Origin of the sequence: Blautia sp. HCN-20427 (genome assembly GCF_037890365.1) — a bacterium.
Taxonomy (GTDB): domain Bacteria; phylum Bacillota; class Clostridia; order Lachnospirales; family Lachnospiraceae; genus Blautia.
On the sequence record NZ_JBBKBX010000034.1, the window covers coordinates 1 to 23,338 of the forward strand.

General features: G+C 45.0%; 20 protein-coding genes. 8 read left to right on the top strand and 12 right to left on the bottom strand.

Annotated elements, in window-relative coordinates:
- On the bottom strand, window positions 1-633 hold a 633-nt coding region (locus WKT17_RS15030; RefSeq protein WP_340273441.1), incomplete at its 3' end, for a ribokinase.
- Window positions 634-954: 321 nt separating this feature from the next.
- Here WKT17_RS15030 and WKT17_RS15035 point away from each other — a divergent pair.
- Entirely contained in the window at window positions 955-2,703 is a 1,749-nt protein-coding gene (locus WKT17_RS15035; protein WP_291683266.1) for an Rqc2 family fibronectin-binding protein, read from the top strand.
- 129 nt (window positions 2,704-2,832) lie between these two features.
- Here WKT17_RS15035 and WKT17_RS15040 read toward each other — a convergent pair whose 3' ends face one another.
- From WKT17_RS15040 to WKT17_RS15060, 5 genes are all read right to left on the bottom strand, one after another.
- Window positions 2,833-3,306, bottom strand: coding sequence for a methylated-DNA--[protein]-cysteine S-methyltransferase (locus tag WKT17_RS15040; RefSeq protein WP_173749993.1), 474 nt, complete (start codon window positions 3,304-3,306; stop codon window positions 2,833-2,835).
- A 40-nt stretch (window positions 3,307-3,346) separates the two neighbouring features.
- Window positions 3,347-4,000 carry a lysoplasmalogenase family protein gene (locus tag WKT17_RS15045; protein ID WP_291683267.1) on the bottom strand — a complete coding sequence of 218 codons (654 nt, stop codon included), beginning with the start codon at window positions 3,998-4,000 and terminating at the stop codon, window positions 3,347-3,349.
- 14 nt (window positions 4,001-4,014) lie between these two features.
- Window positions 4,015-4,803, bottom strand: a complete 789-nt coding sequence (locus tag WKT17_RS15050) for a GNAT family N-acetyltransferase (protein ID WP_291683302.1) — start codon at window positions 4,801-4,803, stop codon at window positions 4,015-4,017.
- Window positions 4,788-5,969, bottom strand: a complete 1,182-nt coding sequence (locus tag WKT17_RS15055) for an MFS transporter (RefSeq protein ID WP_291683268.1) — start codon at window positions 5,967-5,969, stop codon at window positions 4,788-4,790. The genes WKT17_RS15050 and WKT17_RS15055 overlap by 16 nt, the downstream gene beginning before the upstream one ends.
- A 239-nt stretch (window positions 5,970-6,208) precedes the next feature.
- Window positions 6,209-6,589, bottom strand: a complete 381-nt coding sequence (locus WKT17_RS15060; RefSeq protein ID WP_291683269.1) for a hypothetical protein — start codon at window positions 6,587-6,589, stop codon at window positions 6,209-6,211.
- 129 nt (window positions 6,590-6,718) lie between these two features.
- Between WKT17_RS15060 and WKT17_RS15065 the strand changes: the two genes are divergently transcribed.
- The 3 genes from WKT17_RS15065 to WKT17_RS15075 all read left to right on the top strand — a co-directional run bounded on the left by WKT17_RS15065 (window position 6,719) and on the right by WKT17_RS15075 (window position 10,084).
- Entirely contained in the window at window positions 6,719-7,261 is a 543-nt protein-coding gene (locus tag WKT17_RS15065; RefSeq protein WP_291683270.1) for a flavodoxin family protein, read from the top strand.
- 29 nt (window positions 7,262-7,290) lie between these two features.
- Window positions 7,291-8,070 (top strand): carboxymuconolactone decarboxylase family protein, encoded by a 780-nt coding sequence (locus WKT17_RS15070; RefSeq protein ID WP_334300174.1) that lies wholly within the window; start codon window positions 7,291-7,293, stop codon window positions 8,068-8,070.
- Between the two features lie 103 nt (window positions 8,071-8,173).
- Window positions 8,174-10,084 carry a PfkB family carbohydrate kinase gene (locus WKT17_RS15075; RefSeq protein WP_291683272.1) on the top strand — a complete coding sequence of 637 codons (1,911 nt, stop codon included), beginning with the start codon at window positions 8,174-8,176 and terminating at the stop codon, window positions 10,082-10,084.
- 14 nt (window positions 10,085-10,098) lie between these two features.
- Here WKT17_RS15075 and WKT17_RS15080 read toward each other — a convergent pair whose 3' ends face one another.
- On the bottom strand, window positions 10,099-10,527 hold the full coding sequence (locus WKT17_RS15080) for a flavodoxin (protein WP_291683273.1): 429 nt from the start codon (window positions 10,525-10,527) through the stop codon (window positions 10,099-10,101).
- Window positions 10,528-10,719: 192 nt separating this feature from the next.
- Entirely contained in the window at window positions 10,720-11,718 is a 999-nt protein-coding gene (locus WKT17_RS15085; RefSeq protein ID WP_291683274.1) for a 2-hydroxyacid dehydrogenase, read from the bottom strand.
- A 139-nt stretch (window positions 11,719-11,857) separates the two neighbouring features.
- Here WKT17_RS15085 and WKT17_RS15090 point away from each other — a divergent pair, with 139 nt between their 5' ends.
- Together WKT17_RS15090 and WKT17_RS15095 are read left to right on the top strand one after the other, a co-directional pair.
- On the top strand, window positions 11,858-12,646 hold the full coding sequence (locus WKT17_RS15090) for an ABC transporter ATP-binding protein (protein ID WP_291683275.1): 789 nt from the start codon (window positions 11,858-11,860) through the stop codon (window positions 12,644-12,646).
- Window positions 12,621-13,430, top strand: a complete 810-nt coding sequence (locus WKT17_RS15095; protein WP_330489597.1) for an ABC transporter permease — start codon at window positions 12,621-12,623, stop codon at window positions 13,428-13,430. Before WKT17_RS15090 ends, WKT17_RS15095 begins: the two co-directional genes overlap by 26 nt.
- A 48-nt stretch (window positions 13,431-13,478) precedes the next feature.
- On the opposite strand, the gene WKT17_RS15100 is transcribed toward WKT17_RS15095, so the two are convergent.
- The 3 genes from WKT17_RS15100 to WKT17_RS15110 form a co-directional block, all read right to left on the bottom strand.
- A complete protein-coding gene (locus WKT17_RS15100) occupies window positions 13,479-13,856 on the bottom strand; it encodes a 4Fe-4S binding protein (protein ID WP_291683276.1) in 378 nt (125 codons plus the stop codon).
- 108 nt (window positions 13,857-13,964) lie between these two features.
- Window positions 13,965-16,601: a hypothetical protein gene (locus tag WKT17_RS15105; RefSeq protein ID WP_173749980.1), complete on the bottom strand. Its 2,637-nt coding sequence runs from the start codon at window positions 16,599-16,601 to the stop codon at window positions 13,965-13,967.
- 12 nt (window positions 16,602-16,613) lie between these two features.
- On the bottom strand, window positions 16,614-18,683 hold the full coding sequence (locus WKT17_RS15110; RefSeq protein WP_173749979.1) for an efflux RND transporter permease subunit: 2,070 nt from the start codon (window positions 18,681-18,683) through the stop codon (window positions 16,614-16,616).
- Window positions 18,684-18,924: 241 nt separating this feature from the next.
- Between WKT17_RS15110 and WKT17_RS15115 the strand changes: the two genes are divergently transcribed.
- Window positions 18,925-19,527: a TetR/AcrR family transcriptional regulator gene (locus WKT17_RS15115; RefSeq protein ID WP_291683279.1), complete on the top strand. Its 603-nt coding sequence runs from the start codon at window positions 18,925-18,927 to the stop codon at window positions 19,525-19,527.
- 39 nt (window positions 19,528-19,566) lie between these two features.
- On the opposite strand, the gene WKT17_RS15120 is transcribed toward WKT17_RS15115, so the two are convergent.
- Window positions 19,567-22,323, bottom strand: coding sequence for a glycoside hydrolase family 3 protein (locus WKT17_RS15120; RefSeq protein WP_330027388.1), 2,757 nt, complete (start codon window positions 22,321-22,323; stop codon window positions 19,567-19,569).
- Between the two features lie 122 nt (window positions 22,324-22,445).
- On the opposite strand from WKT17_RS15120, the gene WKT17_RS15125 reads away from it, so the two are divergent.
- Window positions 22,446-23,338, top strand: an 893-nt coding sequence (locus tag WKT17_RS15125) for a helix-turn-helix domain-containing protein (RefSeq protein ID WP_330027389.1), incomplete at its 3' end; no start/stop codon positions are given.

Sequence of the window (23,338 nt, forward strand, 5' to 3'; positions counted from 1 at the left end):
TAATTCTCTCGCTCCCATGCTTAATTCCTCATGGGCAAAATTTTTCTTTCCTGTCAAAATCTGAAGTTCTGTTTCGTTGGGTTTCACGATATCTATACCTTCAAAAAAGTCTTCTGTTAAATTTTTCTTCGCTGGTGCAGGGTCTAAAATAACTACTTTATTTTTTTTCTTTCCCAGACATTTGACATACTTCACAACTTCAAGGGGAATTTCTAATTGCATAATAATAATATCCGCATTTTCAATTAAATCTCCGTGTTTGTCTATCATTTCTGTTGTGAGCTTGCTGTTTGCGCCCTGAACAACAATAATACTGTTTTCTCCTTTTTCATCTACACTGATAAAGGCATTTCCGGTATGCGTTCCCTGAATAACTTCTATCCCTGATGTCCCAACACCTACGCTCTGTAAATTTTCTATAAGCATTTTCCCATACAAATCATCTCCTACAGCTCCAATCATTTCTACATTTCCACCAAGTTTCCCTACAGCATAGGCCTGATTAGCACCTTTCCCTCCCGGAACAAGGTTCACATCATCTCCCAAAATCGTTTCCCCTAAAATCGGCATTTGTTTTACACTTATGACAAAGTCCATGTTCAAGCTTCCGACCACTAATATATTGCTCACCATTCACGTCTCCTTTTCTTATCAAGAAATTATTTTCCTAAATTATTTTCCTTATTGAAAATATACCATTTTCTTATTTTTATGTCAATATTTTTTATATATTTTGCACTTTTATACATTTTACCCCATCGTTTTTTGTGCATATATTCCTATTTCATAAAAACCCCCTGCCATTTTCTGTGTTTTATGGTTTCATAATTTTACAGCTTGTCTAAAAAGCTCACTTCTGGTAATCCTCAAATATTTTTTGCCTGTAAAAGAAATTTATGATAGAATGAACTTTAATTCATATGCTTTGCATATTCAAAAGAAAGGAGACTCATTATGGCTTTTGACGGAATTACCATTGCCGGCATGGTGAAAGAATTTAATGAAACCATTGTTGGCGGAAAAATCAACAAAATTGCCCAGCCCGAACCTGACGAGCTGCTGATTACCATAAAGAACAATAAAACCCAGTACCGGCTTCTGATTTCTGCCAGTGCTTCTCTTCCGCTTATCTATTTTACAGACAGGAACAAAACCAGTCCCTTAACGGCGCCCAATTTCTGTATGCTTTTGAGAAAGCATGTGGGAAACGGAAAAATCACGGCAGTAACCCAACCGGACATGGAGCGTGCCATTGAATTTCGCATCGAACATTTAAACGAACTGGGGGATTTGTGTTTTAAAACCCTGGTTGTAGAAATCATGGGCAAACACAGCAATATTATTTTCCTGAATGAAAATCGCATGATTCTGGACAGTATCAAGCATGTGTCCTGTAATGTCAGTTCTGTCCGGGAAGTTCTGCCCGGAAGAGACTATTTTCTTCCAAAAACTCAGGAGAAAGCAAATCCACTGACCATGACCCAGGAAACCTTTTACAGCATGGTATATACCAAACCTACGGCCATAGCCAAAGGAATTTATACCTCCCTGACAGGTATCAGCCCCTGTATTGCTGAGGAAATCTGTTTTCGCGCTTCTGTGGACGGAAGTCTCTCTCCCCAGGCCCTTAGCGAAACTGCACGGGAACACCTGTTTCACACCTTCACCCGTGTCATGGAGGATGTAAAAAACGGCGATTTTCAGCCTAATATTGTATACAATGAAAAAGGGGAACCTCTGGAATATGCAGCCATTCCTCTGACTAAGTACACCACAGCGGAAAAAAGAGACTTTCCTTCCATATCCACTGTGTTGGAACAATACTACGCACAAAAAGACCAGATTACCCGAATCCGCCAGAAATCCGCCGACCTGCGCCGAATTGTCCAGACCGCTTTGGAACGCAACCGCAAAAAATACGATTTGCAGACAAAGCAGATGAAAGATACAGAGAAAATGGATAAGTACAAAGTCTATGGGGAGCTGATTAATACCTACGGCTACAATCTGGAAAGCGGCTGCAAATCCTTCCAGGCTTTGAATTACTACACCAACGAAGAGATTACCATTCCGCTGGACAATACTCTGACACCCCAGGAAAATGCCAAGAAATATTTTGACCGTTATAACAAACTGAAACGAACTGCCCAGGCTTTGGAAGAACAGTTAAAAGAAACCCATGAAGAAATCCTGCATTTGGAGTCTGTCAGCACGGCTCTGGATATTGCACTGACAGAAAGCGACCTGTCCCAGATTAAAGAAGAACTGACCGAGTGCGGTTATATTAAAAAGCATTACACCAAAAAGAAAAAAGCTCTGGAAAAATCCAAGCCTCTTCACTATATTTCCAGTGACGGCTATCATATTTATGTAGGAAAAAATAACTACCAGAACGAAGAGCTGACCTTTAAGTTTGCCACCGGCAATGACTGGTGGTTCCACGCAAAGAAAATGGCGGGCTCCCATGTTATTGTCAAAAGCAACAACGAAGAACTGCCTGACAGAACGTTTGAAGAAGCAGGACGACTGGCTGCCTACTACTCCAGCGGACGCACAGCTCCCAAAGTGGAAATCGACTATATTCAGAAGAAACATGTGAAAAAGCCAAACAGTTCAAAACCCGGATTCGTGGTGTATTATACCAACTATTCCCTGATGATAGAGCCCGACATTTCCGGTATCCAACTGGCAAAAAACGACTGATTTCACCAAATAAAGGCCCTGTGATGCCGCTGCTTTTTCCGGCAGCTTCGTCATAGGGCCTTTTCTTATTTTTGAAAACTTTATAGTGTCCATGGAATTTTAATTCCCTGGGTATAATCCCACCTGCCTTTACATTGGTTTTTCCAACTCCAAAAGGGCCTGTTTCATGGGAATACCGCCTGCATAACCGGTTAGTTTTCCATTTGCGCCAACCACACGATGACAGGGAACCACAATCCCAATGGGATTCCGATGATTCGCCATGCCTACAGCTCTGCTGGCTTTGGGATTTCCAATTTTTTCTGCTATCTCTTTGTAGGAACGGGTCTCCCCATAAGGAATTTCTCTCAAAGCTTCCCAGACTTTTTTCTGGAATTCTGTTCCCCGCAAATCTAAAGGCACAGTAAATACCTTCCGGTTTCCGGCAAAATATTCCTCCAACTCTTTGATGGTCTGTTGGACAACAGGGTTATTTTCTTTATCCTCTGCAGATTCCTGCTCTTTCCGAACCCCCAAAGACAGCAATGCTGTTTCTGTACATACAATAAGCAATTCTCCTACCGGGCTTTTATATACAGCCCGACTTAATTTTTCTTTTGTCATTGCATACTCCTTTCCCTATCCCTTAAACGTAAAAACGAAATCACATCCACATCATAAGCGCAAAGCAGTAAATTCCGCTATAATACAGCCCAAGCGCCAGATAGTGAATCCCTTTTGTCTGCTCGTGGAAAAAACTTTTTCCCACCATCATATCGGAAACTGCAAACAAGCCTGCCCCCAAAGCTATCCACCCGTACTCCTTTCCCAAACGGAAAGGCAGAGAAAGAGCCAGCACTGTCATTCCCATCAAAACAGCAGGATACAACAACATGGCATACTGTTTTGGATTTTCCCTCGCACCTTTTACTTCTTCCCGGAAAAGAAACAGGCAAATCCCCATAAGTATCAGCCAAAGAATAATTTCCGCCAGATAGAATCTGCTTTTGGACAAAATCCAGCCTATCAAAAATATATGTCCTGCTGCAAAGGCGCCCATTCCCCAGAAAAATTTCACTTCCAGCAAGGCGTCTGCCAGAAGAAACAACAGCAGTGCAGACAAAATCCACTGCTTTCCCATTGTATGCATATCTTCTGTCTGGCAGAGTCCCCATACTCCGGTAAATACGACCATCCAGGTAGACAAACATTTCGGCAAAATATTCCAATCTTTCTTTTCCCAATCCTGCAATTTCCGATGTAAAAGAATCCCTGTTCCTATAACAGGTACTGCAAACAACGTCCATAGAACAAGCATACGCCACCTTCTCCCTAGATTTTACTTCCTTCCCCATATATTTCATACGCTGTATAAGGACAGTCCAAATGATACCCCAGCTTTTCTGAAAGTGCCAGAGAATTTTCGGTGTGGGCGTCCCAAGAGGGATATCGCCCTGTTTCCAGACAAGCCAATATCAGTCGGGCACAGCAGGCAGAGGCCAGCCCTTGCCTTCGATATTCCTCTTTGGTATCCACTTCTATTTCAATGCCGCCCTTCCAGGCTGAATACGAAGACGCCCCGGAAACAAGCTCTTCCCCTTTTAGAGCCAACACCCCCATTCCAAAGGTACAAAAACTCTCATAATCAGCAAACTGAGCCGTAAAATCCCGGCTCCATTCTTCTTCTCTGCACCGATTGTAAAATTCTTCCTCTATCCACTTAAAAGTATACCCTTTTGGAAGCCGGGCCACTCGTTTCAGGCTGTCTGTATCAAAAGTATTCGGCTCCTTTTTCATGCGGTAACGCATAATTTTCCGGCTTCGCCCCCGGTAACAGTCCTCAATGAGCCTCCCCCACGCTTCATCCGGTGGAACCAGAATTCGAAACTCTGGTTTGCTCTCCTTTGGCAGATATTCCACCAACGCCCTGTCCGGTTCTCCGTCGAAAAATGTGAAGTCTCCCAACACAGCCATAAGAGATTTAAAGTTTCTCTCTCTGGCATAAAAATTCCCCATAATCCCCTGCTTACAAGACCAAAGAAAGGATTCCTGCGTATCTTTGAAAAAGCCAGAAATATCTGTATGTTTAATGGATATGATAAGCTTTACCTCCTCTCCCATAGAACAAATACGCACACCATACCTGCCGCAAATATACCAAGTCCTGTAAAAGCTGCTGCAATGGAATATTCTTTGGCTATCCATCCGGCCACCGGACTTAATACAACCATAAACACACTGTACAGCATACTGCTTACTGATACCATTGTAGCACGTATTTCGCTGGAAAACATCTTCTGATTTTCATTTTCTATACGCAGCATCAACATTTCCTCAAGCCCATGAGCAAGTCCTGCTGCCAGAACAGAAACTATCAATACAGAACTGCCGCTTGCAGAGATAAAAAGACAGGTCAGCAAACCGCCAAAAAACAGCAGTTTTCTCAAATTTACCCTTCCCATTTTTTCTCCCAGAGTTGCCCCTGCCATACTGAAAAGCGAAAGAACCAGCAGCGGAATTCCAACCCATTTAGCGCTTAATCCGCACTCTACCAAATGCTCCTGCATCATCATATAGACAATATAGCATCCGGCAGAAACAGCACCGCAAACCAGCATACGCCTGCAAACCAGAGAATTTTTAACTAAAAATCTTATACTCTCCACAGAATAATTTTTAAGTTCCCTTCCCATATCAGCCAGTGTCAGCTTTTCTTTCTTTTTTTCTCTTCCGATTTTTGTTTCTGAAAGCCGCCAGGCTACAGCAGAACACAGAAGTCCCTGTACCACAGAAATAAGATAGGCTTTTCGATACCCCAGCGTCACCGTGACTACCGTGAGCAGATTCGTCAGCGCGAAAACCCCAAGATAAATGTTTTCCTGTATGCACGACACCTTCAAATACCGTTCTTCCTGTCCGCTTTCCAAAAGACTGTCATAAGTCAACGCTTCCCTTGTACCGGATACCAGATTATAGCTGAACGCATTCAGACCCATGGCAACTAAAATCACGCCAAACAAGTCTGTGGCAATCATGCACAAAGAACCTGCAGCCGATACAAGACCTGCCAGAATCAGTGTCTTTTTCCGCCCTATCATATCCGAAAGCATACCACTTGGGATTTCACAGCACATACTGACCACATGAAAGAATCCTTCTGCAATCCCTGTCTGAGCCAGAGAAAAGCCCCGGCTCAAAAGGAGTAAAACCCATACTGCATCTACAATTTGAAGTCCGCTGATAATTTCATAAAGATATAAATTCTGAAGTTGTTTTTTGATATTCATATTGCACCACTCTTTTCTTATATTTTTGTAGAATGATGCCCACTTTTAGAGTTGAAAACGACAAAACTCAACGAGTTTTCAGACAAATATTCCTAAAAATGGGCGCACTTATAGCCTGAACACCAAAAAAGTTTCCTTTTTGAATCATCAAATAAGGTGTTTTCCAGCCCATTTGTGCGCCTCCTTTTTTCAAAACTGCTTACAATATACCATAAATTTCTTAAAAAGTAAATCTGCTTTTACTTGTTTTTTGCATGCGCACTCAGCCTGTTCTCTCCCCACGGAGAACTCAGCAGTGTCTCCCCGCCTACAATTCCGGCCTGCAAAACCTCCACGTCCTCCTCCATTTCCACAAGTGTCATACCTTCCAGCCGGACATACTGCAGAAACTCTTCCAGTGTCCCATAGACATCCTCATCAAACACAAAACGAATGTCTTCTTTCCGCGGTTCCTCGTCCAGAGGAATGGTACAGGAGCCCATACGGTGTACGGTACCCTTGTAACAAAAATCTATGAGTTCAAAGGTACTCTCCTTCTCATAATCCTCCCGCATAATCTTCAAAATGTCCTGCATGGAAATCCATAAGGTTTTCGGTTTTTTCTTTCCAAATCCAAACATATTGCGCCTCCTCCGATTAAAATCTGAAAAAAGTTCTTGACTTAGAGTTTACTTCAAGGATTATTCTATATAGCAAAAGAAATAACACAGATAGACAGCAATGTCAATAAAAAAACAGGAGGTTTTTGTATGTCTAAGAAAGTTCTTATTATCAGTACCAGCCTGAGAAATCAGAGCAATTCGGAAACTCTGGCTCATGCCTTTGCCGAAGGGGCCGAAGCTGCAGGAAATGTAGTGGAACAAATCACTTTAAGGGATAAGCAGATTGCATTCTGTAAAGGCTGTCTGGCCTGTCAGAAACTGCATAAGTGTGTCATTTCTGACGACGCTTCCCCCATTACAGAGAAAATGCAGCAGGCAGATGTAATCGTATGGGCAACTCCTATCTATTACTATGATATCAGCGGTCAGATGAAAACCCTGATTGACCGGGCCAATGCACTTTATTCCTCTGATTATGCGTTCCGCGATATTTATCTGCTTTCCACTGCCGCAGAGGAAGAAGAAGGCACTGATAAAAGAGCCATCAGCAGCCTGGAGGGCTGGATTGACTGCTACGAAAAAGCGCGGCTGGCCGGCGTTGTCTTTGCAGGCGGTGTGGATGACCCCAATCAGATGCAGGGGCATACCGCTTTGGAAAAAGCTTACTCCATGGGCGCTTCTATCAGATAAGAACAACCATATTTTAAAAGAAAGAAGGAATTTCTATGATAAAACAAACAGCAGGCAGAGATGCCCTAAACGATTTCGCACCGGAATTTGCACGTTTAAATGATGATGTACTCTTTGGAGAAGTCTGGTCCAGAGAAGACCAGCTTGCCCCCAAACTGCGCTCCATGATTACGGTTACCGCTTTAGTCAGCAAAGGGATTGTGGACAGTTCTTTGCAGCACCATCTTGCTTCTGCCCGTAAAAACGGTGTTACCCGCACAGAAATGGCAGAACTTCTCACACATCTGGCTTTTTATGCCGGCTGGCCCAATGCATGGGCAGCCTTTCGTATGGCAAAAGAAGTCTATGCAGAAGATGTCCCAACAGAAGCTCACGGCGGCTTTTTCGGTCAGGGCGAGCCAAATACGGCATTTGCCCAATATTTCACAGGAAACAGCTACTTAAAGCCTCTTACGAATCCCCAGAACTGCCCTGTCTTCATTGCCAACGTCACTTTTGAGCCGGGCTGCCGCAATAACTGGCACATTCACCGCGCTGACAAAGGCGGCGGACAAATTCTTCTGTGTGTAAACGGCGAAGGCTGGTATCAGGAAGAAGGCAAAGAGGCGCAGTCTTTAAAACCCGGCGATGTCATTACGATTCCGGCTAATGTAAAGCACTGGCACGGCGCCAAAGCTCACAGCTGGTTCAGTCATCTGGCTATGGAATGCCCCGGAGAAAACACTTCCAATCAGTGGCTGGAAGCAGTAAGCGATGAAGTCTATGAAAAACTCACGGACGAACACCATAAGGAATATCCAATAGAATAGAAGCCCCAAAAAAAGATACCTCACTTAAGCAAATCCTTATTATTGACAAACTTTTTCAGATAGTCAATAATAAATCTATCAACGAAAGTGAGGTATTTTCTTTATGACCATAAAAGATATTGCAAATTTGGCCGGTGTTTCCATATCCACAGTTTCCAAAATTGTGAATAACAAGGCCAAAAATATAAATATTGAGACCAAAAACCGGGTTCTGAAAATCGTAAAGGAATACAACTATACCCCTTACGGGGCAGCCAAGAGCATTTCTTCCGCCAGAACCTTCCTCATCGGTGTTCTTCTGAAACGAACTTCCCAGATGCATCTGATGCTGAACGGTATCCTGCAGACAGCCCAGAAACACGGCTATAACGTTTTAATCTGTGACAGTGCAGATAATCCCAAGCAGGAATTAAAACACATCACAGCACTGTGCAGACACAAGATTGACGGAGTTCTCTGGGAACCTGTCTGCGAAGAAAGCCTTTCCCAGGCGCGACATTTCAAAGAGCAGAACATTCCCATTTCCTACATCAACAGCTCTTTTCCTCAGGAAGCCTGCTGCCTTGATTTCTCCCAAATGGGATATGCCGCTGCCAAAAAGCTTTTGGATTACCGTCATACCCATATCTGCTGTCTTACAAAGCCCGGCAGCCTGCGCTCAGATATGGTGTTTGAAGGCTTTAAAAAATGTCTGTTTGACCATGAAATCCCCTATACGGAAGACAGAAAGATTTCTGTTTTTGACCCGGATTTCTATACCCAAATATCCCGGCAGGGCTTTACAGGAGTGGTCAGCACACATTTCGAGTCAGCCCTTTCTCTTTATGAAAAAGTGGACAGCTTTCACTATCACATTCCTTCTGACTTATCTTTGGTCAGCCTGCGGGAAGACGGCAGGGAAGCCATTTGTTTTCCCCGAATCTCCTCTATCCGTATTCCTTATGAGCGTTTCGGAGAAAAGGCATGTGAGTCTTTGATTGCCCGCTGCGAAGAACAGTCCGAACCGGAGTTTGCCCTTTTTGAATTCGGAGATTTGCTCTTTGACCATGAAGAAAGTATCAGCGAACCGCCTTCCTGCCGCTACAAAAAACTGGTATCTGTAGGCAGTATTAATATGGATATTACTTTAAATGTAGAAGAACCTCCCAGTTCCGGCAGCACGATTATCACCACGTCTTCCTGTATGGCACTGGGCGGCAAAGGAGCTAACCAGGCCATTGCAAGCGCCCGCCTGGGAAGGGAAGTGACCATTATCGGAAAGATTGGAAATGACTACGATTCCACCATGATTTACGACTCTTTAAAGAAAGAACAGGTTCTGACCCTGGGGCTTCGGAGAGATTCCGCTTCCATTACCGGAAAGGCTTATATCCATGTGCAGAAAGACGCAGAAAGCAGCATTACCATTCTTCCGGGAGCCAACCAAAATCTTTTCCCGGAAGATATCTCCTCCCGGGAGCATTTGTTTGAGGGCTGCGGTTACTGCCTGATTTCTACAGAAATTCCTGTGGAAACCTGTATCTGTGCTGCCGAAACGGCCCGGAAATATGGGGCACAGACCATTGTGAAGCCTGCAGCATTAAAGACTCTTCCGGATAAACTTTTGAAGAACACGGACATCTTTGTTCCAAACCGGAAGGAAGCTGCTCTTTTGTGCCCCCAGGAAACGGAAGTGGATAAGCAGGCTGCGTTTTTCTTTTCCCTGGGCTGTCCGGTAGTCATTATTACCCTTGGCCATCGGGGCTCTTATTTAAGAACGAAAGATATGGCATGTGCCTTTCCGGCCGCCGCTTTTCCCTCTGTGGATTCTACCGGCGGTGCCGACGCCTTCATCGCAGCCCTGGCTTCTTATCTGACAGAAGGCTGTCCTCTGGAAAAAGCAATTCCCATTGCCACTTATGCCGCTGGATTCTGCGTTTCCAGAACCGGGGTTGTTCCTGCCCTTGTAGACAAAGCGTCTCTGGAAAACCATATCCGCATTGCAGAACCGGAACTATTAAACTTTCGAGTATAAAAGAATTGGCCCTTTTACGCTGCTGCAAGCGCTGCTCCAAGTGCTTTGCAGGCAGCCACGGCCTCTTCATCCGGTGCGTCGTTGCAGATGACACTGTCGCAGACAAGCACGGCTCCATCTGAGCGGCAGGTGTCCTCCCAGTTTCTCATCCATTCGCCGTCTCCCCAGCCATAGGAGCCAAACAGAGCAATTTTCTTTCCTTCCAGTCTGCTCTCACACGCTTCAAACATAGGCGCAAATTCCTCTTCTTCCAACTCTTCGGCTCCCATAGACGGGCAGCCAAAAGCTATCGCATCATAATTCTCTGTCATAGAAGCGTCAAACGCTCCACTGGTCAGCAAAACGGCTTCTGCTCCTGCCGCCTTTGCCCCATCTGCAACGGCATTCGCCATCTCTTCTGTATTTCCGGTTCCACTCCAATATACAACTGCGATTTTACTCATTACTTTTACACCTTTCTTTCCTTTAGGATATTTTGCTTACAGCAATTTTAGTTAGTCTTTCCTAACCTTGTTTTAAAGTAACACTTTTCCAGAATTTTGTCAACCCTGAAATCATAAAAAAACAGCCCCTGTCAAGAGCATATTCTCCTAACAGGGACTGCATTTTTCGCTGCAGTCTTTTCCTTTTCAGGTTTACTGTCTTTCTGTGACCTCATTTCCGGTGATTTCTCCTTTTTCAAAAGCCACGGCATTGTCCAGCGTGGTCTGAGAAATGGCCGCCAGGGCTTCCTCTGTAAAAAATCCCTGGTGAGACGTAATCATAACATTGGGGAAAGACAAAAGTCTGGCTGTTGTGGAGTGTTCCAGGATTTCATCTGAACGGTCTTCAAATACGTTCTTTGTCTCTTCCTCATAAACATCCAGTCCTACACCGAAGAACTTTCTGGCACGGATACCGTCAATCAGGTCATTGGTTTTTACCAGACCGCCTCTGGAGGTATTTACCAGAATTACCCCATCCTTCATTTTCGCAATGGTGTCTTTATTAATCAGATGATAGGTATTGTCCATCAGCGGGCAGTGCAGGGAAATCAAGTCACTGGAAGCCAGCAATTCATCTAAGGTTACATAGGTTACAAAATCAGCCAGTTCCGGGTTCTGATATACATCATAGGCAATGACCTTCATGCCAAAGCCACGACAGATTTTCGCCATAGCTGCACCGATTTTTCCTGTACCCACGATTCCGGCCGTCTTCTGGTAAAAATTCATCCCCATCAGTCCGCCAAGGCTGAAATCATTTTCCCTCACTTTTACATATGCTTTGTGAATACGGCGGTTTGCTGCAAGGGCCAGAGCCATTGCATGCTCCGCTACGGCTTCGGGAGAATATCCCGGCACACGCATAACCCGAATACCGTATTCTGCTGCTTTTTCTAAATCCACATTGTTAAATCCTGCGCAGCGCATTAAGACCAGACGAACTCCCGCTTCGTGAAGCGCATCCATGGTTTCGCTTCCCACATCAGAGCTTACAAAAGCGCAGACTGCGTCATATCCTTTGGCCAACGGCGCTGTCTTGGGTGCCAAATCCGTTTTTAAATAATCAATTTCTATACCAGGATAATTTCCTGTCTGTTTTTCAAACGATTCCTTATCATAAGTTTTTGTGTCAAAAAATAAAATCCTCATTCTGCATTCCTCCTGTTCTGTACTTCTCAGGATTTTAATCACTATGCTTCTTTATCATAGTAATAATATCTACTATATTTGTCAAGTACCTGTTTTTCTTCATATCATAATGATATATACCACCAGGAGGATTGATTTTATGGGCGAAACTCTTTTAAATGTAAATGACATCAGTTATGCCTACCACACAAAATCCGGGGAAACACCTGCCCTTTCTCATATATCTTTTTCCGTATCCAGAGGAGAATTTACTGCCATCGTAGGTCCCTCCGGGTGCGGTAAATCTACGTTTCTGGATATGCTTTGCGGCCTCTTACATCCGGAAAAAGGCGAAATTCTTTTAGCCGGAAAACCTTTACAGGAAAAAACTGCCAGCATTGGATACATGCTGCAAAAAGACCATCTTTTTGAATGGCGGACCATTTACAGCAACATCCTGCTGGGGCTGGAAATTCAAAAAAGACTTTCCCCGGATACCAAAGCACGCGCCGAGCAGCTTCTGGCAGACTATGGACTGGACAAATTCAAAACCGCAAGACCCTCCCAGCTTTCCGGAGGTATGCGGCAAAGGGCGGCACTCATCCGCACTCTGGCTTTAGAACCGGAACTGCTGCTTCTGGACGAACCCTTTTCTGCTCTGGATTATCAGACCCGTTTATCCGTAAGTGATGACATCGGAACCATTATCCGCCGGGAAGGAAAAACCGCTGTTTTAGTCACACATGATATTTCTGAAGCCGTCAGTATGGCAGACCGGGTGATTGTATTCAGCCAGAGACCTGCGCACATACAAAAAATCATTCCCATTACTTTTTCCATGCCTGTGCGTACCCCTATGGATTCCCGCAATGCCCCTGAATTTAAAACTTATTTTAATGAAATATGGAAGGAGCTGAATCATCATGATGTATCCTCTCAATCCCTCTGAGGAGCAGAAAAAATATCTGAAAAAGCTGAAACAAAATGCCATGCTCATACAGTTTTTCCGATTTTTTCTTTTCTTTGCTTTTCTCTTTTTATGGGAAATCTGTGCCCGAACAGGCACGATAGACTCTTTTATTTTCTCCAGCCCCTCCCAGATAGCGGAGAAAATGGCGGAACTTTTTCACAACGGCACGCTCCTTCGGCATATTTCTGTCACGCTCACAGAAACGCTCATCAGTTTTCTTCTGGTCACACTGCTGGGTATTGTGTGCGCGGTTCTTTTGTGGGCCTTTCCCAGACTGTCTGCCGTACTGGAACCGTATCTTGTGGTTTTAAACAGTCTGCCGAAATCCGCTTTGGCTCCGCTTCTCATTGTGTGGCTAGGCAGCAATATGAAAACCATCATTCTTGCCGGAATTTCCGTCGCCGTCTTCGGCGCCATCATGAATCTGTATACCGGCTTCTGCGAAACAGATCCGGATAAATTAAAACTTATAAAAACGCTGGGTGGCACAAAAAAAGATGCGCTCTTGAAAGTGATTCTTCCGGGGTCTGTCCCTCTGATTTTAAGCGTTATGAAGGTAAATATCGGACTGTCTTTGATTGGAATTGTCATTGGAGAAATGATTGGAAGCAAAAGCGGACTTGGTTACCTGATAATCTATTCCAGCCAGGTCTTCCAACTGACCACTATGCTTATGTCCATTGTAATTTTATGTATCATTGCCATTTTTTTATATGGAATGATTTCTTTTTTGGAAAAACGTTATCTGAAAAGCCATAAATAGATGCTGCTCATGCTTGAAAAAGAGGCTGCACCCCGCAGCCTCTTTTTATCATAAAAACAATTCATCTGCCTTGCGCTCTGTACAAGTCTTTTTCATCTTCGCAGAAGCAAGTTTCACTTTTAATTTACTTATATTTCTTGCCTTCTGAGGGCAGACCTGGACGCAGCGCATACAGGAAATACATTTGGATTTATCCGTCTTCTTTGGATTGTCACCGGGAATTGCACCAGCCGGACAGACTCTGGCGCACAGGCCGCAGGCTGTACAGTGTTTATCTGCCTTTGGCTTTAACGGCACACCTTGATACGTTCTGTAAGGCTTGCTGCCCGGCAGAGCCAGCTTTTCATAAGTCTCTGCAGTATGGAGTTTCTGCCGGATTTTCTCTGTCCCCCTGGTTGGGCTGAAATAAATGGCATATACACTCATTTGCGTATCCTCTCTTCCTTCTGTATAGATATAGAGTTCTCTTCTGCATTTTTCTGCGTAAGGAACATTATAGCTCTTTTTGCCAGAGGATACAATGACAAAATGTCTTTATTCTGCTTCAATTCCGGCAGTTTCAATAACAAATTTCACTTTTCCGTCCACATTCTCAGACTGTCCGTCAAAGGCTTTGTAAGACTTATCTGCATTTTCTACTGCTTTCAGTCTGTCCAGAACTGTTTTCACATCACCGTTTACCATATCCGCAAGCTTCTGTACACCTTCTTTATCAAATTTCTCCATACCATCCCTTAGCTGCGTGGAACCATCTTTTAATTTTGCAGTTCCGCCCTTTAACTCTTTTCCCCCTGCTGCCAGCTGGGACGTTCCGTCTTTTAAGGCTGCTGCTCCGTCTGCTAGTTGGGAAATGCCGTCGCTTAACACATTTCCTCCTGCCGCCAGTGCACTGCCGCCCTTTAAGAGTTCCGAACTGCCCTGGGCTAACCCGGCTGCCCCGCTGTTTAAGGAATCATTCTTTGCTGTCAATGCATTTACACCTGTTTGAAGCTGCTGCGTTCCCGCCTGTAAAGCGCTGCTGCCCTGGGTCAGCTGAGCAATACCGCCGCTTAACTGGCCTGCACCTTCTGACATCTGCTGCAGTCCTGCATTTAAGGACGAAGCCCCGGAAGCTACAGATACGGCGCCTGCATTTAGCTCTGTATTCTTAGCAGTCAGTGCTTCACTGCCTTTTTTCAATTCTCCCACTGCCTTCTGCAATTTTTCAGAAAGAGAAGTCAAATTCCCCATAGAACCTGCCGCCTCTTTCAAAGACCAGGCGCCTTTCTGTAAAGTTTCTGCTCCGGCTGCAGCACTGGCTGCTCCTTCTTTCATGGTATGAAGCTGTGCTTCTGCTTCTGAAAGTACTGCTTCTGCCTCTGGTATCTGTCCATTTACTGCTGTCATTGCCCCCTGTATCTGCTGCAATCCCTGGATTGTATCTGCCGCACCGCTGTTGTCACCGTAAGTCACCGGTACCTTCACATCCACAGATACTCCGATACCGCCCAGATTTGCCAGTACGGCCTGTTTTTCTTCTTCCGATACACCTGCAGCATCCAAAGCTGCCGCCACGTTGTTATACTGCTGTTCATTCGCCTGGGCACTGGCCTGTTCGTTTACTGCATTGGTATCTACGCTTGGTGTTGTCTGGCTGTTTACAAAGTTCTCAATCATACCTGCCGCCTGACCGCTTAAATCTCCTACTGTCTGCGCCGCAGTTTTCAATCCTGTTACACTGGCTCCCAACTTTCCGGCCGCCCCTTCTGCCTGTGTCATGCCTTCTTTTAAAGTTTCTGCTCCCTGTATCAGCTGTCCGGCTCCGTCTGTGAGACTCTGAATGGCCTCCGGAAGTTTGGATGCCTGCCCCACAGAACCGCCGAGTTCACTCTGTAGCTTTCCAAGACCTGCATCCAACTGGGCCGTCCCTGCCGTGTAAGCCTGCACACCCTGTTTAAGGCTTTCGCTTCCCGCAGCCAGCTGTGTTCCTCCTGCGCTTAACTGACCGATACCGTCAAGCAGCGTTCCCTTTTTCTCGTCAAGGGTTTCCATACCGCTGTTAAGCGCTGCCGCGCCGTCTGCCACCTGGGTAATTCCGCTGCCCAGCTTAGAAGTGCCATCCGTATAAGCACTGATGCCATCCCTTAATTGTCCGGCTCCGCCTTCCAGTGAATTCATACCTGCAGTCAGCTGAGCAATCCCGTCCAAAAGTTCCCCTTTGCTGTTATTCATGGTATCAATGCCGTTTTTCAGCTTTCCGGCGCCGTCATCCGCACTGTTTAAGCCGTTTACAAAAGTATCTGCAGAACTGTCCAGAGCGGCAATGCCTTCCTGCAGTTCTTTGCTGCCCTTTACCAAAGCCGTGGAAGAATCAGTGAGCGTATCCAGTTTTTTCTTTAAATCGTCAGTGTTGGCAGTCTCTCCCAGATTCAAATCTTCTAAAAGACCTGTGGCAGCTATGGTAGCCGTCATTCCCAGAGAAAAATCTTTCACATCTGCCGTCAGTTCCACATAGTCCGGAATTTCCATATCGTCCAATTCTTTCATATCTGACAGCTTCAGGCTGTCTGACAGACCCGGAAATCCATACCCTACTGCAATATCATTCGTTCCGTCGGAAAGCACCTTGCCATTTGTGATTTCTACATTGGTAAAAGTATCAGCTGGAAGAATCATGGCCGTCATCATCATAAACGGCGTATAGATTTCTTCTTTTTTTCCATTGACCTCTTCGGTCCGTTTTTCTGTATTTTCATAGTCGATTCTGATTTTTACCTTACCGCTTTTTCCTGCCAAATCAGAAGCCTGGATTTCCTTACCGTCCAGATAATACGTCAGCTTTACAGAAACCGGCAATTTTTTGCCTGTGGTTCCCTGATAATAAATATCTCCGCCGTCCGTATTCCAGGTAAGTGTTCCGTCTGAGTTCTGTTTAAAAGTTTCATCACCTTTCACATTCTCAATGTCTGTCAGACTGCTTTTATCTTTCAGGGTTTTCTCTTTTCCCTTGTTTTTCAGCCAGTTGCTGACAATCACATTTTCTGAATTTCCATTTTCATCTGCAGTTACATAAACGGTCTGCTCCTTCTCTGTCTGTGTGTTTTCTGCTGCCAGTATGGGCGATGTGGGCAGAATCACCGACATCATCACAGCCATACCCACCAGAAGCGCCTGCACATTTTTCCTCTTCATAGCCAAAACCTCCTATTTCCTAACCTTGAAATTTTTACTTGTTGCACAAATAACTTTGTCAAATATCCAATACATGGCAGGCAGAAACAGCAGCACTGCGCACATACTGATTAATGCGCCCCTTGCCATAAGAAGACAAAGAGAACTAATCATATCAATCTTCGAATACACACCAACCCCAAAGGTTGCCGCAAAAAAACTGAATGCTGATACCATAACGGGACGGATACTGCTCTGCAGGGCAATACTGATGGATTCCTTCTTACTCTTGCCGCCTCCTCTTTCCTGCTCATAACGGCTGGTCATCAAAATAGCATAATCTACCGTTGCCCCAAGCTGAATGGTTCCGATAACAATGGAGGCAATGAACGGCAGCTCTGTTCCTGTGAGATACGGAATTCCCATGTTAATGAAAATTGCCCCCTCAATAACCAGTACCAGAATCACCGGAAGGGTCATGGATTTGAACACAAACAGGATAATCAGAAAAACGGCCACGATGGAAACTGCGCTGACTACCTTAAAGTCATGGTCTGTGATTTCAATCAAATCCTTGGTACAGGGTGCCTCACCTACCAGCATGCCGTTTTTATCATAAGATTTCAGAATTTGATTCAATTCGTTAATCTGGTCATTGACTTCTTCGGAAGCTGTCTGATACTCATTGGTAATGAGCATTAGTTCATAGTTGTCACTTTCCAGAATGTCCTTAATCTCCTTTGGTATCATGCTTTCCGGCAGAGACGGTCCGATAATGCTCTCCAGTCCCAGCACTTCTTTTACACCATCTGCCTGCTCCATTTCCTTTATCATTTTGTGTTTTTCCTTACCGGAAATGTTTTTATCCATGAGAATCATGTGGGCCGCACCCATATCATAATCCTTCTGCAGTTTTTCATTGGCCATAATGGATTCCAAATCCTTTGGAAGGCTGGCATCCAGGTTATAATATACTTTTGCATTTGCCTGAAAATAGGCAAACGGTATAAACAGAGCCACGCAGAGAAACGCAAAGGTTTTATGATGCCTGACCAGAAATTCTGAGACTTTCGGAAAATCCGGTATCAACTGTCTGTGCTTTGTCTTTTCCAGAGGTTTGTCAAAAATCATTATCATAGCCGGAAGCACGGTAACGCAGCAGAGAACGCCAAATACCACACCTTTTGCCATGACAATTCCCAAATCCATACCCAAAGTAAAACTCATAAAGCAAAGCGCCACAAAGCCTGCAATGGTAGTAACCGAACTTCCCACTACGGATTTAATGGTAGCAGCTATGGCCTGGGCCATGGCTTCCTTGCGGTTCTCTCTATAAGTTTCCTTCTGTTCCTGATAGCTGTGCCACAGGAAAATGGAATAATCCATGGTAACACCCAACTGTAAAACTGCACTTAACGCCTTGGTAATATAAGAAATTTCTCCTTTGAAAATATTCGTTCCCATATTATAAACAATGGCAATACCGATACTGGCCAGAAACAGAAACGGAATCAGATAGGATTCCATGGCCAGCGCCAGAACGATACAGGACAGTACAACGGCAATCAGTACATAAATAGCCACCTCCGACTCTGCCAGATTTTTGGTATCTGTTACAATGGCCGACATGCCGCTGACAAAGCACTGCTTTCCCGCCAGCTTTCTGATATCTCCTATGGCGTCCATAGTTTCATCCGCTGATGTAGTCGTATCAAAAATAATAAACATCATGGTGGAATTTTCTGAGAACAGAACGCTTCGTATTTTCTCCGGCAGCATTTCTGTCGGAAGACTTAAATCCGCAAAACTGTCATACCACACCACCTGCGAAACGTGCTCTACCTCCTCTATTTTTTCTTTCAGAGCCGCCACATCTTTATTTGGCATGCCTTCACATACGAACATGGAATACGCACCGGTTCCGAATTCATCCACCAGGATATTCTGTCCCTTCATCGTTTCAATATCATCCGGCAGATAGTACAGCACATCATAATTCACTCTGGTGTTTATATATCCTATCACGGATGGTATCAACAGCAGCAGGCTCAGAACAAAAATCGGAACCCGGAATTTGACAATTTTCCTTCCCAGCTTTACCATTTCCTTTCCTCCCTTTCCCGTTTTTGCTAAACATATGCAGACATAGCGTCTTCATATTCTTATTTTTATGACCTTTGGTCATTAATTGTTATAACGCAAAACTGACCTTTAGTCAATATCACTTATGACCAAAAGTCAGTTTTCGTTTTTATGCAATATGAAGAATTCCTCATTTCAGACATTTGAGGTTTGACTTTTCCCCTCTTTTCTCTCTATAATTGTGGGGAAGGAGGCAATATCAATGAGTAAGATAGAAACTAATAAAGAGCAGAAAAGAAACTCCCTTCTGGATTCTGCTTTCACTTTGTTTATTGACAATGGGTTTAACAAGACCTCCATTGCAGATATCGTTAAAAAAGCAGGAGTGGCAAAGGGAACTTTCTATCTGTATTTTAAGGATAAGTATGATATCCGCAATCATTTAATCAGTCACAAGGCCAATCAGGTTTTTCAGACAGCCTATACAGAACTTAGAAAACATAAGGAAATTGAAGATTTTGAAGAACAGGTCTTGTTTATCATTGACAACATTTTGGACCAGTTTGCCCAGAACCACAATCTGGTGCTGCTGATTTCCAAACATTTGAGTTGGGGATTTTTCAAAGATTTTTTAAGTGTTGCGCCAAGCAAAGATACGCCCGCTATTTTCACCATTTATGAAACCATGCTGGCCCATGCTTCCCATACCTACCGCACACCGGATTTGATGATGTATATGATATTAGAATTGGTCAGCGGCACCAGCTACAATACCATTCTTTATGAACAGCCGGTGCCTTTAGACCAGATAAAGAAGCCTCTTTATGAGGTTATCAGAGGAATTTTCAGTCAATACAGAGAATAATCTTTTGGGGAACTGCCGCAAAGAACCGTTCCCCGTTTTCTACCTGCACACTTCCACCCAGGCTATCTCCATGCCTGCCTTCACGTCCTGCAGCGCCGCCTGATAGTCTCCCGGTTCCAGATAGATGTTCTCCAGCTTTATCAGATTCCACTCGTTTCCGGTTCCATTGGTCTGTACGGTAGCTACAGGCTTTCCGTTCAGCAGCAGATTACAGGACGACTGGGCCTGCTGAGAAAGTCCGGAACGCAGCTTCACAAAAAACTTATACCGTCCGGTGTGCTCTATAGACAGCCGCATAGTTTCCTCTTTTTCGGGAATCAGCTTCACTGGCACAAAAGCAAAGCTTCCGGCTTCCTTTTCCAGTTCTTCCGGTGTCTTTAAAGGCCTTTTTGCCACCGGGCTCTCCAAAATAAAGCGACAGATATTCATGGCGCATCTCTGCAGTTCTCCTACACTCAGGTTTCCGCTTTCCAGCGCTTCCAAGGTATTATCTTCATAGATATTTTCCTCGGAACCGCCGTTTCCAACAACCATGTACAGGTCATTCTGTGCCCGAACCATAGCGGCCGTATTCTTCATATCCCCTTTTCCCCCTTCTACAGGGTCGTTCATCTTGGCCCACCAGTCTGTCATGACAATGCCTTCATATCCCCACTCTCCCCGCAGAACAGTGGTACACAAATCATAATTAGAAGCAGTCCAGTGTCCGTTTAAAGGATTGTAAGACGTCATCAGAGAGCGTGCCTTCCCTTCTTTTACTGCCATTTCAAAGCCTTTCAGATAAATTTCCCTTAAAGCCCTCTGGGACACTACAGAGTCTGCCGTGGTTCTGCCTTTTTCCTGATTGTTGCAGGCAAAATGCTTAATGGTAGCAGCTGCTCCGGTTTTCCCGATACCTCTTACCGCTGCCGCCGCACATGTTCCGGTCAGATAAGGGTCTTCTGAAAAATATTCAAAATTTCTTCCGTTTAAAGGGCTTCTGTGTATATTCATGCCCGGTCCTAAAAGGGTATCAATCTGATTTCTTAACAGTTCTTTTCCTTCCCATTCGTATAATTCTTCCATCATCTCAGGATTCCAACTGGCCGCCAGCACGGTTCCGATGGGCATTTGTGTGGCCTGAAGACCGCTGTCCATACGGATTCCGGAAGGTCCGTCTGCAGTGCAGGCTGCTGGAATTCCATAGCGGTAAAGGCTTGGGGCTGTTCCGCCAAAAGCAGAGGCTGTTCCCGGTGTCACCATAGGATTGCACATGCCTTCTCCTCTTACAATTCTCGCCAGTTGTTCTTTGGTAAACTGTGCTACAAATGCCTCTAAGGATGTTTTCTCTTCCTGCACCATAGAAAAAGTAATCCCTCTGTCTCCGGTAATCTCCATTTCTTCCGGCAGATTTTCTGCAATCCGCGCCTTTAAAGAAACGCTCTGTAAAGGCACATCTTCCTCTGTCTTTTCATATATCCCCTGTTCGGACAATCTGCCCGGACGAAGTCTCTGAAAAGCTTCTGCAGGCGCCAGCACCTCCTGTAAGCTCTGCACAACCACACAGGAAGGAATCTTCAGACCCTTTCCCTCTGCAAAAAGCACCTGTCCGGCATTTCGCACGTCGGTTCCCACATAAAAACCATACGTCCCCTCCTCCAGCACATACGCATTTTTGTATCCTGTCACGCCACTGTCATCGTAAGAAGCCAGCTGACATGCCTTGATGGTAAAGGTCAGCTTCTGGCTTTCTCCCGGCGCCAAAAGTCCGGTCTTTTGAAAAGCTGCCAGCTGACGTACCGGCTGTCCCAGTTTTCCCTGAGGGGCTTCATAATAGACCTGCACAACCTCTTTGCCGCTGTATACGGCGCCTGTGTTGGTCACACAAGCCTCTATTACAGCAACTGCTTCCTTTCCCTCTCCCTGCACTTTGGCTCTTGTCACCTGAGTCTGAAATTCTGTGTAAGACAAACCGAAGCCAAAGGGAAACTGCACTTTTTCCGGTGCAAAAGTTTCAAAATAACGGTAACCCACATAAATATCTTCCGCATAATAGTTTCTCTCTTCGTCTCCGAAGTTTTCTGTGCTGGGATAGTCTGCGATATCATAGGCAATGGTATCCGGCAGCTTGCCGCTTGGAGTCACTGCTCCTGTCAGCACATCTGCACTGGCATTTCCGGCTTCAATACCGCCCTGCCAGGTGTAAAGCACACTGCAGACATGCGCTTTGTTCTGTATGGTTTCCAGCCAGCTCATATCTATAATGTTGGAAACATTCAGCACCACGGCTGTCTTTTCAAAGCACCCTGCCACAGTTTCAATGAGTTGTCTCTCTTCTTTTGTTAAAAGATAACTGCCTTCCACGGGAGCATTGTCCTGGTCTTCTCCTGCGGTTCTTCCGATTACCACAATGGCTTTATTGGAAGTTTCTCCCGCTTTTCTTGCCATCTCTTCCGACACCGGCATCTCTTTCTGGTACCAGGGTTCCCCTGCCCAGACACCGCCTCCGTCATCAAAAGGATTTTCTTTTACCCAGTTTTCATAAATCTGCACCAGTTCTTCGTTTAAGGAAATCTCCTTATAACGGCGCAGACCCTCCACCAGATTGGTGGTATAGGCTGTATGTACCGCACCGCCTGAACCGGTTCCGCTTTTATAATAATTTATCTGACATCTTCCAAAGATGGCCACATGGTCCTCTTTTGTCAGCGGAAACATCTGTTTCTCATTTTTCAGAAGGACCATTCCTTCTGCTGCCGTCTCTCTTACCTTATCGCCGAAGCCCTCTAAGGGCACGCCCATTTTTGTACACTCCATTTTTTCCTTTCCTTTCTGTTTCCCTGTGGAATTTTCTGGCTTTATTATAGACGTTTCCCGGATTTGATGCTATAATTTTCATGCTCAAAAATAATAAAATTTTGTCATAGAAGGACTTTGCCATGGAATACATGAAAGAAAAAAAGCCCTGCATAGACGGTATTCCCTTACAGTATGTATGCCACTTGCAGGATATGAAAGGAACGGGGATGGTCTACCCTGCCCACTATCATGAATATATTGAAATTTTATTCGGTCGGGAAGAAACCTTTGAGATTTACCTGGGGAACTCCTATCACCGGTTCGGCCCCGGAGATATGGTTCTGATTCCCGCCAATGCAGTACATCTCATTAACAGCCTGTCGGAAAACGGAGGAACTTACTATGTCATACAGTTTCTCCCCCAACTGGTCTATAACGGACTTTCTCAGAACGGTTCCGAAATCCTTTATCTTCTGCCTTTTCTCACAGACAGTCAGATACAGGAAAAAGTCATTCCCCATAACGTTCTTGCACAGACGGAAATTCCCGAGCTCATAGATGCCTTGTTTCAGGAAGACGCGCAAAAGCCTTACGGCTATCCTCTGGCCATCCGAAATCATATCAGCAGCATTTTTCTCTGGGTATTGCGCTACTGGCACCAGAAAGGCACCTCACAGCCTGTTGAAGCGCCTTTTCAGGCCGAACTGGCCGCACAGCTTACCCCGGCTCTTTCCTACGTCCAGGAACACTGCGATATGCCGCTGAAAGCCTCTGAGGCAGCCCGGCTGTGCGGCATGAGTTCCAGCTATTTTTCCCGCTGCTTCAATCACCTTCTGCACATGAGTTTCAGCGATTACGTCACCCGTATCCGGCTCACAGAAGCAGAAAAACTGCTGGTTTCCTCTACACTCCCGGTAACAGAAATTGCTGCCTCCTGCGGCTTTGGCTCTACCAGCTACTTCATCCGCCTGTTCCGGCAGCACAAAAAATGCTCTCCCCTGCAGTTTCGGAAAGAATTTATGAAAAAAGAAAC

Bases quoted from the DNA above. Each gene is read 5' to 3' on its own strand.
- WKT17_RS15050 (WP_291683302.1), bottom strand. From the start codon at position 4,803: ATGGGAGAGGAGGTAAAGCTTATCATATCCATTAAACATACAGATATT.
- WKT17_RS15055 (WP_291683268.1), bottom strand. From the start codon at position 5,969: ATGAATATCAAAAAACAACTTCAGAATTTATATCTTTATGAAATTATC.
- WKT17_RS15095 (WP_330489597.1), top strand. From the start codon at position 12,621: ATGATGTATCCTCTCAATCCCTCTGAGGAGCAGAAAAAATATCTGAAA.
- WKT17_RS15100 (WP_291683276.1), bottom strand. From the start codon at position 13,856: ATGAGTGTATATGCCATTTATTTCAGCCCAACCAGGGGGACAGAGAAA.
- WKT17_RS15105 (WP_173749980.1), bottom strand. From the start codon at position 16,601: ATGAAGAGGAAAAATGTGCAGGCGCTTCTGGTGGGTATGGCTGTGATG.
- WKT17_RS15060 (WP_291683269.1), bottom strand. From the start codon at position 6,589: ATGTTTGGATTTGGAAAGAAAAAACCGAAAACCTTATGGATTTCCATG.
- WKT17_RS15080 (WP_291683273.1), bottom strand. From the start codon at position 10,527: ATGAGTAAAATCGCAGTTGTATATTGGAGTGGAACCGGAAATACAGAA.
- WKT17_RS15045 (WP_291683267.1), bottom strand. From the start codon at position 4,000: ATGCTTGTTCTATGGACGTTGTTTGCAGTACCTGTTATAGGAACAGGG.
- WKT17_RS15120 (WP_330027388.1), bottom strand. From the start codon at position 22,323: ATGGAGTGTACAAAAATGGGCGTGCCCTTAGAGGGCTTCGGCGATAAG.
- WKT17_RS15075 (WP_291683272.1), top strand. From the start codon at position 8,174: ATGACCATAAAAGATATTGCAAATTTGGCCGGTGTTTCCATATCCACA.
- WKT17_RS15085 (WP_291683274.1), bottom strand. From the start codon at position 11,718: ATGAGGATTTTATTTTTTGACACAAAAACTTATGATAAGGAATCGTTT.
- WKT17_RS15065 (WP_291683270.1), top strand. From the start codon at position 6,719: ATGTCTAAGAAAGTTCTTATTATCAGTACCAGCCTGAGAAATCAGAGC.
- WKT17_RS15040 (WP_173749993.1), bottom strand. From the start codon at position 3,306: ATGACAAAAGAAAAATTAAGTCGGGCTGTATATAAAAGCCCGGTAGGA.
- WKT17_RS15090 (WP_291683275.1), top strand. From the start codon at position 11,858: ATGGGCGAAACTCTTTTAAATGTAAATGACATCAGTTATGCCTACCAC.
- WKT17_RS15115 (WP_291683279.1), top strand. From the start codon at position 18,925: ATGAGTAAGATAGAAACTAATAAAGAGCAGAAAAGAAACTCCCTTCTG.
- WKT17_RS15035 (WP_291683266.1), top strand. From the start codon at position 955: ATGGCTTTTGACGGAATTACCATTGCCGGCATGGTGAAAGAATTTAAT.
- WKT17_RS15110 (WP_173749979.1), bottom strand. From the start codon at position 18,683: ATGGTAAAGCTGGGAAGGAAAATTGTCAAATTCCGGGTTCCGATTTTT.